Consider the following 13,674-nt stretch of genomic DNA (forward strand, 5'->3'; position numbering starts at 1 on the left):
GAAGGACTCTCCGATGATCGTTCGATTTCCCGGTAAGCGCACCAATTCTCCCTTCAGCCGTTTTTTTGCTAAAATGTCCGTTCCACGGCGGGCTAAAATTTCATCTCCGTCTGTAGCCCGACGGGCCATGGACGTTTATCCATGTTGGTGACATAAAAACATTGTAGTGATAAGATATGACATTATGAATTGCGATCGTTTTCAGCAGGAGATGAGGGCATTATGCGTTACACGTGGGAGCTGCGGAATTCTTCCTTTAAACGACGATTACTATTCATTATCGTGTTGGTAAGTATCATTCCCGTGCTTATTCTGGGCATGCTCTCCTCGTACAATGCGGCCGAGATCGTTCAGCACGAGGTGGACCGCAATCATCAGATGGTTTTGCGCCAGATTCAATTTCAATTCGACCAGTTTTTGAAGAGTATGGACAAAACCTCCATTCAACTTGCCGACAGCAGCATTATTGAAAAGTCGGTAGAAATCGGTCCGATCAGCAACGATCTGGGGCAAACTTTTATGGCGATCGATGCGATCCAGAAAATACGCGGTACGCATGAAATCCAATTCGACGTTTCCCTTATGTATTTGAAGGAAGACCAACTGTATTCGACACGTTACGGTTTTATCAATTTAACCGATTTTCCATACCGCGATCTGTTGAAGACGATCGGTGTCCAGTTTAACTCCATGGTGGTTATTCCTCCAGAAACGGGCCACCGCCAGCATGAACTGCTGGTTCTTCGTCCGATTCCGACTTTTTATACGGATCGCCCGAACGGGATACTGATTTTTCATGTAAACCCCACTTTGTTAAACGGAATGTTAGATCGCGCCCAGCTGGGTCATAAGGGGAAAATTCTAATAGCAGACGAACGGGGGACGATCGTTTTTAGCCAGAATACCGAGGAGATCGGTTCCCGTCTAACACCGGCATCGGAGCTGTACATGTTCCGGGAGGCATCCAAGGAGGATGCTACCGGCAAGGTATCCGTCAACAACGAGGACTATCATGTGGCATCGGTTAAATCCGCCTACAATGACTGGTCCTATATTGCCATTACACCGTATAAAGAATTAACCGGAAAAGCGGCGGATGTTCGCAAATATACATTGGGTGCAGCCGGTTTGCTGACCGGTCTGGCTTTGCTTTTGGCGTTATTCGGTTCAAACCGGCTATATTCCCCCATTCAACGAATGCAGCAAAAGGTGCAGGGCGAATTCCGGGAACAGCTGCCTTATTTTCGGGACTCGATATTCCTTCAACTTGTAAGAGGGGAAATGTCGGGCAATGAAATACGCGCCAAAACGGAACGTTACGGGTTTCCGCTGAACGGTTCGCGATTTTATGTTTGCCTGGTGGAAATGGACGATTTCGCGGTATTTAAGGAAAAATATAAAGAAAATGACCGTTCCTTAATGATCTATGCGCTTCGAAAAATGCTGGAGGAGCTGTGCGAAAACGAGTTCTCTTGCGCTACGGTAGCGCCGCTGCCGAATCAAGTCGCGGTTTTGATCGGAACGGACGATGCCGGCGAACGGGCGGATGAGGCTGTGCGCCGCAAGGCTGCGGAATTCCGCGGCAATATTCGCAGCTATTTTCATCTGCCGGTCACCGTGGCGCTCAGCCGTGCAATCCTGGACTATACAGGCATCAGCGAAGCTTATCAAGAGGCGGCGGAGCTTCTGGGCTACCGGCTGTTGCTCGGCAGCGATTCGCTGATCGAGCATGATTCCATCCGGATGCCGACAGGAACGTCCGAACACTCGTTCATCGAGCATAAGAAGCAAATCGTCTCCGCGATGACCAAAGGCGATCAGGAAGAAGCGAAAGTATATTTGGCCAAGCTGGTCGAAGCGATTCCGCAGTATATGCATAATGCCGAGTCCGTTCTCGGCACCTTCGCTTATTTGATCGGCGAATTCGATCGTTTGGTGCGGGAATGGAATGAAGACGGGGGACGGCTGGATACGAAGGAATTGTATAAGCAGTTGCTCGCGATGTCCTCATTGCAGCAGACGGAACGCTGGTTCGGGGAAACGGTATTTCCGCTTGTCGCGAATGCGCTGCAGGATGCCAATATCCCGAAACGGACCAAGCTGATTCAGCAGGTGCTTCAGTATATTCATCTGCATTTCGAAAGCGACTTGTCCTTGCAGCAGGTGGCCGATACGTTTCAGGTGACGCCGCCGCAATTAAGCCGGTTGTTTCGGGAGGAAAGGGGCGAATCGTTCAGCGACTACATCCTTCGTTACCGGATCGAGAAAGCGAAGGAATGGTTGTCCAACACGGAGATGCCGATCAAAGAAATCGCCGAGCGTCTGGGGTACGCTTCCGTGCAAAACTTCACCCGCGGCTTCAAGCAGATGACGAACGACGCTCCCGGCTATTACCGGAAAAAGTCTCGTAAGGAAGTGTAACCGATACCGTCAGGCAGGGGATCCCTCTGCAGAAACCCGCGAAATCGTAGCGATTGCGCGGGTTTTTCTTGTGCGCAAGATTATTTGTCTTCAAAAACGGGCGGATCGTTGAAATGAAAATTGTGATTTATTCTCTACGGCGATATGCTGAGGCGGAATCAACAAGAACGACAATGAGGAAGGAGGTGAGGGAACGTGGTTGCCAGACGTTTGCGTAAAGATTGGCTATTGCTGCTAATCGGGGTGCCGGGTATGTTGTACTTTCTAATTTACCGGTTTGCCCCCATGTTCGGACTTGTGATCGCATTTAACGATTATAGCCCGTTTCTCGGATTTTTCGACAGCCCATGGGTCGGGATGCGGCATTTTCATACGATATTCTCCGAGCCGGAAGTGTTGAAGGTGCTGTGGAATACGCTGTTGATTTCCTTTTTGCAAATCCTATTCGCTTTCCCGGTGCCGATCGTGCTGGCGCTGCTGTTGAATGAAATCCGCAATCAGGTATATAAGCGGATCATCCAATCCGTCGTTTATTTGCCGCATTTTTTATCCTGGGTCGTCGTTTCGGGTATTTTCATCTTTTTTCTGAAGGGCGACGGCTTGATCAACCAATGGTTGAAAGACAGCTTCGGCATGGCTCCGATTCCGTTCCTGACCGAGCCTGCGCTGTTTAAGCCTTTGATCGTCTTACAGGTCATCTGGAAGGAAGCGGGCTGGGGGACGATTATTTTTTTGGCGGCGCTTGCAGGGGTGAACCCGCAGTTGTACGAAGCGGCGACCATGGACGGTGCAAACCGGTGGCGTCAAGCATGGCATATTACATTGCCCGCCATTCGCAGCACGATTATCATCTTGCTCATTTTACGGTTAGGCAGCGTGCTGGATGTAGGCTTCGAGCAAATTTTTCTGATGCTTAATCCTTTCAACCGGCCGAGCGGGGAAGTGCTGGATACTTATGTGTTCTACAAAGGCATCGAGCAATCCGACTACAGCTTTGCTACGGCGGTGGGGCTCTTGAAAGGCGTTGTCGGGCTGATTCTCGTCGGCGCGGCCAATATGCTGGCGAAAAGGATGGGTGAGGAAGGGGTCTATTGATAGAAGGAGGAGAATGACCGCCGATGAGCGTACAAGTCACACGCCGCAACAAAGGTATCGATGGGTTCGACTGGTTCAATTACACGCTTTTGTTTCTGATCGCGTTTGCGATGCTGTTCCCGTTTCTATATGCTGCTTCCATATCGTTCTCGTCCTATCGGGACTTTTTGCAATTCGGGTTCAGGCTGATCCCGCGATCATTCGTTCTCGACGCTTATCATTTTGTTCTGGAATCGCCCCGGTTCGTTCGTTCGCTGTTTGTTACGGTGGAAATTACAGCAGTCGGGACGATCATCAATCTTTTTTTCACCGCGACGTTCGCGTATATGCTGTCCCGTCCGGTCGTCGCGCAGCGCGTGATGCTGTTTCTGGTTGTGTTTACGATGCTGTTCTCCGCCGGCATGATTCCGACCTATCTGGTCGTGAAAGAGACCGGGCTGCTCAACTCGATTTGGGCGCTCATTATTCCGGTTGCGATAAGTTCGTTTCATTTGATCGTGATGCGTCAATTTTTTCAAAGTATCCCGGAAGAACTCAATGAAGCGGCGATCGTCGACGGGGCGAACGATATACAGATTTTTGCCAAAATTATGCTGCCGCTCTCCAAGCCGGCGCTTGCCGCGTTCGGACTATTCTATGCGGTTGGGCATTGGAACAGCTACTTTACGGGGATCTTGTATTTGAATGATCCGGCCCAATGGCCGATTCAGGTGATACTCCGGCAAATTGTCATCGTCAGCGACCCGGTAGCCTCTTTAAACATTCCTACGGAGTATGCGCCGCCGGGTGAAACCGTGCAAATGGCGGCCACTTTACTGGCTACGCTGCCGATCTTGCTGCCGTATCCGTTTCTGCAAAAGCATTTTGTCAAGGGGGTGATGCTCGGTTCGGTCAAAGGGTAGTCGATTTCGTCCGGCATGATTCGTATCTTAAAAGCAAGAAGCGCAAGACCGAATATTTAAATATCGGAGGGGCTTAGTATGATTCGAAACAAAAAGATAGCGTTTGCATGTTTGAGCCTTATGATCGCCTTGACGGCTTGTTCGTCAGGGGGCGGTAAAAGTCCTTCCGCCAGCCCGGCGGAAGGAGGCAATTCGGCCGCTCCGTCGCCGAGCGGGACTGCGCCCGCTGCGAGCAAGAAGAAGGTTACCGTAAGCGCGATCGACTTCCGCTATGCGACATCCCTTCCCCCGGCAACGGGACGGGGACTGGATATGATTAACGAAAAATTCAATATGGACTTTAAGCCGCAATTTGTCCTCATTAACGACTATATGCAGAAATTGAGCGCCAATGTGGCGTCAGGTGAGATTCCGGATATGATGACGATGGAAACGCCGACCGCCAACTTTTACAAATGGGCCAAGCAAGGGGCGTTCTTGCCGCTCAACGACTATATCGATAAGTATCCTTCACTCAAGCTCGTACCCGATTACGTGTGGAAATCGATGATGGTCGACGGCAAAATTTACGGAATCCCGCGTTATTTCCCTTCCACCTATTTGGCGTCGCCGGTCATTCGGAAGGATTGGCTGGATAAGCTCGGATTAAAGATGCCGACCAGCTATGAGGAATTGAAGGCGGTTGCCCTGGCGTTTACCAAAAATGATCCGGACGGCAACGGCAAAGCGGATACTTACGGCATGGCGATGGCGGAAAACATTAACAATGCTTACGAGTTAGGGGGATATTGGGAGTTCCGCTCCTGGTACCACAAGGATAACGAAGGGAACTTCATGCCGAATTTCATCTCGCCGGCGCGTAAAGATCATATCGCCTGGCTGGCCGATTTGCAAAAGGAACAGGCGTTGACGCCTAATTTTGCAGTGGTGAAGGCGACGCAGACGGCGAAGGATTTCTACTCCGGCAAAGCAGGCATTTACATAAGCTCGCCTCGCGGCATGGATGAAGCCGCGATGACCGAGCTGATGAAGATAAACCCGGGTGCCGTTCTGGAGCCGATTCCGCCGTTCAAGGCGCCGGACGGTTCGCAAGGCTTCATGGCGTTCAGGGCGTACTACGGCATGACCATGCTAAGCGCGCAATTGGCCAAAGATCCCGAGAAGCTGGAGCGGATTCTCGAATTCCTCGATTTCGGCCGGAAGTTTTATTCGCTGGAAGAGCGGAACAAGAGCAACACGGATTACGATTGGATGTACGGCAACGAAGGAACGGGGTACAAGGTTCAAGACGGAAATACGCAGCCGGAAACGGCGGACAAGGGACTCGCGCCGGCCAATTTCTACATTGATGGCTTGATGTGGGCGTCGAGCGACGATGCGAACCAGTTTTCCAAAGCGTACAAAACTCCGCAAGCGCGGGAACTGGCCGAGAAGATGGAGAAGATGCATAAGGAAACGAAGCACTTTGTCAACCCGCTTTACCAGATCTACTCGGAGACATTAATCTCTAAAGGCTCGGAGCTGGATAAATATTTGATGGAAGAGCAGACGAAGATGATTTTCGGTCAGCGGCCGATCAGCGATTGGGACAAAATGGTCCAGGAGTGGAAAGACAAAGGCGGTACGCAGATTGTCAAGGAAGTTAACGAATCGATGAAGGCAAACGGCGTAAAGGGCGAATTTAAATAAGGACTCGCTCCAGTGATTGCCGTCAGAGCTTTGTGAAGCTTTGACGGCAATTTGGAGGTGTTTCGTTCTACGCACGAGGTTTTAACTGCAGTTAACTGAAACCGGAGGTGTTTGCTGTGGAAATAGGAGGCGCAAGCAAGCTTTCAGGATGGAACGGCAGGAAACGGTTTGGGACGATGCGGGTATGGGCGATTGCGATGCTAATCGCCGCGTTGTTGTTATCGCCGGGGATGACGGCAAGGGCGAACGGAGCAGGCGGGACGGAATCCGCCTCGCTGTCCGCTGGAGGGAATTTTCCCGTGCTGTTCGAAGATGCGGCGGACAATATGCAAGCGGCGGGATGGACGTTAACCCGTTCGCCGGAAGATGGCGTCTATGTCACGGATTCGGCGAATTCTCTCGGCAATCCGAATCAGATTTCGATGAAACCGGTTGAGCCGGGACAGTATTTGTTCTACGGCGATAAGGCTGCCAGCGAAGCGGCTCGTTATACGATGATGAGCAAAACGGTTCCGATCGGCAGCGGCGAGTGGACGCTGGAATTTTCCGCACGATTCGCGGATCTGATTAAGCCGAAGCAGTTCCCGGCCGAGNGGATCTGATTAAGCCGAAGCAGTTCCCGGCCGAGCGCGGGATTTTGTTCGTCGTTTATGCCAATGAGAAACGATACCAAATCTCGCTCAACGACAAAAATAAGCTTTACGGGTTAACCAGTACGAGCGGCACCACCTTTGTCCACAAGGAGATCGATATGCCGCAGGATGACGCCTTCCATCAGTGGGCAATCACGTTCGACGGATTGGAAACGATTTCAATCAAGCTTGACGGCATTAAGATTGCAGCGTTTAAAGGGATTGCCTTGCCGGCAGCAGGCAGACTCGACAGCATTGTTGTCGGCAATTTGCCTCTCAATTGGGAGGCGGGGAAGAATGAAGTTTATTTTGACCGTTTCAAGCTTGTTAAAGGGGATCCTGACGTTTACATGCAGGATGCAGCCGATAATTTGTCGCAAGCAGGCTGGACCCGCAGTTCGGCGCCGGTCAATGGCTGGTACATTACCGATGCGGGAAATTCGCTAGGCAGCCCGAACGGGGTCAGCATGAAGCCGGTTGAGCCGGGACAATATTTGTTTTATGGGGACCAGTCAGCCAGTGCTGCAGGGAAATACGGCTATATAAGCCAAAATATGACGATTGGTGCGGGGGCGTGGTCGTTGGAGTTTTCGGCGAAATTCGCGCAATTGATGACCCCCTCGCGGTATTTGGCGGAACGCGGAGTCGTCTTTGACGTTCGCGCCAATCAGAAGCGGTACAAGATCGCTTTTAATGACGGTAACCAAATCGTAGCGCAGGTCGGTTCCGGCAGCGCAGTGGACGCGCGACGCGTAACTATGCCTGACGACGGCCAGTTTCATCTGTGGAAAATATCTTACGACGGGAATCATGCCGTATCGGTAAGTGTGGATGGAACGGTAGTTGCCCGCTTCGAGCAGATTGCAGGCACGGTTAATGCGGCGGACGGTTTGTTTATTTTCAATACGCCGCTCGATTGGCAGGCCGGTGCGAACGAGGTCTATTTCGACAGCATTCGCTTCACCCAGGAAGTGCTTGGCAACCCGAACGTGCTGATTGACGATGACGGCTCGGGTTTCCCCGCGATGAACTGGCAGGCAAATGCACCCGTCGCGGGTGCGTATTTTACAGATTTTAGAAAAACGAACGGTACGGCAGCCGGTATGAAGCAGGCGGAAGCGGGAACTTATTTGACGTATGCGGAGGCAGGGGCCGGGCAGGCAACGCAATTATCCAAAAAGGTTGCGATTGGCAGCGTGCCGTGGGCGCTCGAATTCGACGCGAAAATGAAATCGCTGGCATCGCCATCCGGAACCGACTTAAGCAAAGGGCTGGGCTTTGAAGTCGCAGCCGGCGGAGTCGTCTACCGGGCTGTTTGGAACGATGGCAACAAGCTGCGGCTGCTCAAAATCGACGGCAGCTACGAAACGGTGACGCTGAACATGCCGAGCGATCAACTTTATCATACATGGGGACTCGCATACGACGGGCGGCAAGTCATCGTTACGCTGGACGGCGCGAAGCTCGGCGGTTGGCAAGGAATTGGGCTTCAGCAGGCGGGGCCGGATCAAATCCGGGTGATCAACGATACCTCCGGGGCTGCAACCGGCAATACGGAAGCTGTATTCGATCGAATTCGGCTTGCGAAACATGTTTTGCCTCCATGGAGCCAGTTTAACCCGATGATTACCGGTGTTTCCGTGCTGCCGACTTCATCGCAAGCCGGCGGAATTGATACCGTCGTTTCCTTGTTCGACGCGGACCCGCTTTCGTTCCAGGACGGAACCTTGCAAGTGGAAGCGTCTCTGCAACAAGACGGCCAAACGATTCTGACCAAGCTGCAAGCGGCAACCGGCGCGTATGTGCCGATCCATCTGGATGGCATCGGAGCTTCCGGACGGATGACGATGCTGTTGAGGTTATTGAAGGACGGCGCGGAAATCACGAAGGTCGAGCGCAATCTGGAGGTTTATCCGTCGGTTAGCGTTCTTGCGCCCGGACAGCAGGCGACGGCGGAGCCGGGCAAGGTGTACTTGTTTACCGACATGGAGGAGATGCGGGACGAGACGCTGGGCGCGCCGCTTACGCCGACAGTCTCCGGGTGGGAAAAAGCGTCGTACCGGTATGAAGGAACAAGTTCGGACGGCGTGTTTTTGGAAAATTTCGGGGATACGCATGCGCTGTCCTTGCCGGCAAGCCTTGACGGATGGTTCGGTGTTTATATCGGCTACGTGACCGGTTCGGAGCAAATCGCGGTGTCGGACGGCGTTCAGGAGCATACGGTGTCAACAGGCGAAAGCGCCGCCTTCGATCCGGGGCAGGCCTACGGCGGCAAAGCGATCGGAGAAATGTTCGCCTTCGCTTCCGATTTCCAAAATCATAAGCTTATTCTAAAACGTGTGCCTGGCAAACAGGCGCGAATCGCATACGTCAAGCTGAAAGGGCTTACTGCGGAAGAAGTTTCGCTCTATGTCCAGCCGGACGAGGGCGAGCAGGGCAAGCGGGTCATTTACAACAATGACGGCTATAGCGATTTTACGTCCGGATTATACGCGAATGAACAGCAGTTGAAGGAGAAGGCGGTCGATATTTATTCCGGTAAAGACGTCGGTTCCTTGTATTGGGCGTTAGGCACGACGATGGCGATCTTCCGCGACAGCCCGACGGCGCTCAAGCCGTACACCAATATGACCCCGGAGCAGGAAGCGTTGATGAGGACGAGCGATAAGAAGGGGCGGGATATCATTTTGCAGCTGATAAACAGCGGCAAGGATCCTCTCGAAATCGTCGCGGGAGAGGCCAAGCAAATCGGGGTGAATACGTTTGCCTCCTTGCGTATGAACGCTTTCTACAACCATGGCGAGTATCCGTATTTAAACGGCCCCCGCTATGAAGAATTCGTGCAGAAAAATTATATGCAGCTTGGCAATGACGGCTCCAAAACGTTTCGCATGAGCTATGCGTATCCCGAATTCCGCGAATTTGTCAAAAATGTGCTGCTGGAAGCCGCTTTCGTTACGAACGGACAAGGCGAACAAGTCGTGTCGGGCGTTGAACTGGATTTTGGCCGGTATCCTAACCTGTTCGGTTATGAAACGACAGCTCTGCCGAAGGCGGAAATTATGACCGGCTTTTTGCGGGAGCTGCGCTCCGCTCTGGCGGGTAAGCAAATTGCTGTACGCGTGCCGTATTACCCGGTTGGTGCTATGGATATCGAAACCTGGGTCAGCGAAGGCTTGATCGATATTTTGATACCAAGCAGCGTCGGACATGAAGAATTCAATAGCAATCTCACCTATTTCGCCAATATGGTGAAAAATACCGGCGTAAAGCTTTACGGCGGCTTTTCGGGAACGCTTTCCGGCCACGAGTTGACCAAGGTGGAGGAGGATCTTAAAAAACGCGGTATTCCGATAACCGCAGGCTTCAACTATATCTCCAAACAGCAATATTTATGGAGAACCCATCAATTTTACGAAGCGGGCTATGACGGCGTTTATATATTTAACAATTGGAGAGGCAACGCCGGCGGCCAATATATTCTGGGTGAACTGGGCGATAAAGTGAAGGTGGAGAAATGGCATACCTTTGCTTATCCGGCGGAATGGACGCAAAATATCGTCGCTACGCAAGGAACGCCGCGCAGCTTGCTGTTCTATGACGATGCTGCGAGTTTGAAGGCGGCGGGTTGGAACGTAAATGCACCGCAGACCGGTGCTTATATAACCGATTCCGCAAACACGATGGGCAATCCTTCGGGCGCATCGACGAAGCCGGTGCCGGCGGGGCAGTATCTCGTCTATGGCGACGGGACTTCGGCCGGCAAATATGTGACGATGACCAAGTCCTTCACGATCGGAGCAGGTCCTTGGAAATGGCAATTCGACGCGAAGTTCGCCGATTTGATCACACCAAGCGCCAACTTGCCGGATCGCGGCGTTATATTCAGAATGAATGCGAACGGTCAGAAATTCATATTGGCATTGAATTCGTATGACGCAGCAAATCATACGGCCAAAGTCGTATTTCGCGGCGACGCGCTGTATCGCAACATCGGCACATATAACATCCCGATGCCGGTGGACAACGCGTTTCATGCGTGGGAAATCCGGTTCGACGGGCAATCGACCGTGTCGCTCTGGATGGACGGGACGAAGCTAGCCGAGTATGCCGGGTTTAATTTCCCGAGTACGACGGCGGACAGCATCGAGATCTCTTCGGTTCCGCTCAATGTGATATCGGGAACTAACGAGATGTTTATCGAAAACATCCGCTTTTCCAAGATTGTCGCTCCGACGAGCTTAGAGCTTGACCCGGCGGCGTTTAAACTGGGGATCGGACAAAGCCGTCAGTTGACGGCAGTCTTTACACCGAACCATGCGACGGAGCGAACGGTTACGTGGAGCACGTACGATCCGGCGGTTGCAACTGTGGATGCGAATGGCCTCGTCACCGCCGTTTCGGCCGGCGTGACCCAGATCACGGCGACGACCGCAGCCGGCGGACTGACAGCTACGAGCACGGTGACGGTTGAGCAGCCGGATATTACTCCGCCTACTACCGATGCCGTTATCGCAGGAACCGCCGGAGCGGGCGGCTGGTATACGTCGGACGTAACGGTATCGCTCCAAGCATCGGATGACGGCCCCGGAGCCGCGTCGACCGAGTATGCGTTAACCGTGATCCAAAGCGTATACGGCATACAGTCGACGGACGGGTTCATTCCGTATGAATCGCCTATCGTGCTCGGCGACGGGATTTATCAAGTGCAATATCGCTCGACCGATCAAGCGGGAAATGTAGAAGCTGTCCAAAGAATGACCTTCCAAATCGATGCGACTGTGCCGACAGCCTCAGTCGAATTAAGCACAATGGCACCGACCATTCAGCCGGTCATCGCTGCGATCACGCCAAGCGAGCCTGTCACGATTATGAACAATGGAGGATTAGACAGCTTTACGTTTTTGGCAAACGGAAGCTTTACCTTCGAATTCGTCGACGAGGCGGGCAACCGGGGGACGGCGGCGGCTGTCGTGAACAACATCGTACCGAGTGCGGGCGGGGCGCCGGGCAAGCCTGTGCTGTCGGACGATAACGGCCATGATACGGGCCTCCTGGATGGTAATTACCAGGTGAAGATGAACCTTTGGTCTGGGAATAACGGTATGCTCTACAATTTGTACGAGAACGATGTCTTAATCGATACGCAAACGTTGTCCGACCGTTCGCCGAACGCCCAATCTGCAACAACGGCGATTACGTATAAGGCAAACGGGACGTACCGGTATGTCGCGGAGCTGACGAATGCGTTCGGTACGACGCGAAGCGATGTTCTGACCGTACAGGTCAAGGATGCGTCGCCGGGCAAGCCGGTGCTTTTCGACGATAACTGGGACGGTGACGGTAATTTCAACATCAGCATGAATATGTGGTGGGGAACCAACGGTACGGAGTATCGTTTGTACGAAAACGGCGTTCTCATCGATACGCAAACGCTCTCGGAGCGGACGCCGCAAGCGCAATTCGCCGTGACGGCCATCCAGGGCAGACAGCCGGGCGCATACGAATACCGAAGCGAATTGGTCAATCGTGCAGGAATCACATCTAGCGAGACAAAATTAGTGAGAGTACGATAGTGGTTAACGGCGTTTAGGGATGCAATAATACGAAAGGGCTGTCTCAACAGGTCTGAAAAGACCTCTTGAGACAGCCCTTTGCTTCATTCACACCGTCGTCATTTTCAACGCCGTCTCATACCGGGTAAAGTGCACGTAATCCCCGTGCATCCAGAGGAGGAGCGCGCCGGATTGTCCGCCGTTCTGCTCACCCGGCACACTCCGCATATCCCGAGCGAGAACCGGTCTTACATTGTTCCGGGACGAGCCGGCGGTTATCGCAGTAGACTCCCACGTCGCGCCGTGGTCGGGCGTGCGCCAATGCTCGATTTCGAACACTCCGTTCACCGGGCGAGAAAGGTAGACATTGGCCGGATCGGCATGATCCAGAATCAGGCCGCCCGAATAGAAAGGTTCGCGTTCCACGGCGCCTTTTTCGGTTTGCGGGAACCAGGAACCGCCGGCCGTTATTTCGCGGCTCTCCCAAGCTTCGCCGTTCCAACGGCTGTACCAGTAGCGGTGATCCGTATCCGAATGGAAGACGGCATACACGAGAACGGGATGGCCGCTTGCATCCAGCGCGATATCCCATATCCAAGCCTTCGCGTCGCGAGCGGCTCCGTCGAAGACGACATCGGCTTCGCGGGGCAGCATCGGCAAGCCGGAAACGGGCTTGATCTCCGTTCCGTCGGCATGAGAGACGACGCCGTCCCGGATACAGGCGCAATAAATGCTGTTATGCGGCTCGATATTGGGATGTCCGTCGGTAAAAGCAAACCAGATCGCATCGTCAACGCCGCGCTCATATTTGATATAGGGACGGGCTCCGTCTCCGAATATTAAGGTTCGAGGCTCCGACCAAGCATCGGTCCCGTCCGGACAGGTGCTGAAGTTCGGCTTGAAATTGCCGCCTCGCCAGAACAAATAAAGCTTCCGTTCCCGGCTGTCATAGACTGGATTCGGGTACGTATAACCGTGCATGCCGCTCGTATTTTCCGGAAGCTCCCGTTCGTCGCCGAAGGATGCGATGTCCTCGGCAGCCTCCATTTGACGATAATACATCGTTTTCCCGTTATGAGCCGAATAAAAAATGATCGCATGTCCATCCGCAGGAAAAAAAAGCGCAGGATTGGCATGGTCGTCCTGCTGCAAGCGCGGCTTGATCATGACGGAATCGACGGTGCCGTCCTTGTGATCGTACGTGCCGATCATGACGTCGCCCTGTCCCGTCAGCCAGCCGACATACGTACGGTCATGCCGCCCTGCATAACGGATGGCTCTAGGATCGGCGAAAAAGCACCACGCGCCGTCCTCGGTAAAACTCGCAAAACTCTCTCCTCGCATAATAAAGAATCCTCCTTTGCACGGCAGTTAAGCAAA

At 53.0% G+C, this 13,674-nt stretch carries 5 protein-coding genes and 2 pseudogenes; 6 read left to right on the forward strand and 1 reads right to left on the reverse strand.

The window, feature by feature from the left end:
* Nucleotides 1–222: 222 nt before the first annotated feature.
* The 6 genes and pseudogenes from DQG23_RS36700 to DQG23_RS43915 form a co-directional block, all read left to right on the forward strand.
* A complete protein-coding gene (locus tag DQG23_RS36700) occupies nucleotides 223–2,421 on the forward strand; it encodes a helix-turn-helix domain-containing protein (protein ID WP_113036017.1) in 2,199 nt (732 codons plus the stop codon).
* 252 nt (nucleotides 2,422–2,673) lie between these two features.
* On the forward strand, nucleotides 2,674–3,516 hold the full coding sequence (locus DQG23_RS36705) for an ABC transporter permease (RefSeq protein WP_113036046.1): 843 nt from the start codon (nucleotides 2,674–2,676) through the stop codon (nucleotides 3,514–3,516).
* Nucleotides 3,517–3,539: 23 nt separating this feature from the next.
* Entirely contained in the window at nucleotides 3,540–4,418 is an 879-nt protein-coding gene (locus DQG23_RS36710) for a carbohydrate ABC transporter permease (protein WP_113036018.1), read from the forward strand.
* 78 nt (nucleotides 4,419–4,496) lie between these two features.
* Nucleotides 4,497–6,107 (forward strand): extracellular solute-binding protein, encoded by a 1,611-nt coding sequence (locus DQG23_RS36715; RefSeq protein ID WP_113036019.1) that lies wholly within the window; start codon nucleotides 4,497–4,499, stop codon nucleotides 6,105–6,107.
* A gap of 4,825 nt (nucleotides 6,108–10,932) precedes the next feature.
* Nucleotides 10,933–11,499: pseudogene (locus DQG23_RS43910) on the forward strand (Ig-like domain-containing protein); the annotation flags it as partial.
* Nucleotides 11,500–11,730: 231 nt separating this feature from the next.
* Nucleotides 11,731–12,315, forward strand: a pseudogene (locus DQG23_RS43915) (chitinase N-terminal domain-containing protein); the annotation flags it as partial.
* Between the two features lie 87 nt (nucleotides 12,316–12,402).
* Here DQG23_RS43915 and DQG23_RS36730 read toward each other — a convergent pair.
* Nucleotides 12,403–13,638: a BNR-4 repeat-containing protein gene (locus tag DQG23_RS36730; RefSeq protein WP_113036022.1), complete on the reverse strand. Its 1,236-nt coding sequence runs from the start codon at nucleotides 13,636–13,638 to the stop codon at nucleotides 12,403–12,405.
* Nucleotides 13,639–13,674 lie beyond the last annotated feature (36 nt).

It is taken from the genome of Paenibacillus contaminans (assembly GCF_003285015.1).
Lineage (GTDB): Bacteria > Bacillota > Bacilli > Paenibacillales > NBRC-103111 > Paenibacillus_V > Paenibacillus_V contaminans.

What these genes read in the sequence shown, in the direction of transcription:
- DQG23_RS36700 (WP_113036017.1), top strand. Translation starts at nt 223, where the DNA reads ATGCGTTACACGTGGGAGCTGCGGAATTCTTCCTTTAAACGACGATTA.
- DQG23_RS36705 (WP_113036046.1), top strand. Translation starts at nt 2,674, where the DNA reads ATGTTGTACTTTCTAATTTACCGGTTTGCCCCCATGTTCGGACTTGTG.
- DQG23_RS36710 (WP_113036018.1), top strand. Translation starts at nt 3,540, where the DNA reads ATGAGCGTACAAGTCACACGCCGCAACAAAGGTATCGATGGGTTCGAC.
- DQG23_RS36715 (WP_113036019.1), top strand. Translation starts at nt 4,497, where the DNA reads ATGATTCGAAACAAAAAGATAGCGTTTGCATGTTTGAGCCTTATGATC.
- DQG23_RS36730 (WP_113036022.1), bottom strand. Translation starts at nt 13,638, where the DNA reads ATGCGAGGAGAGAGTTTTGCGAGTTTTACCGAGGACGGCGCGTGGTGC.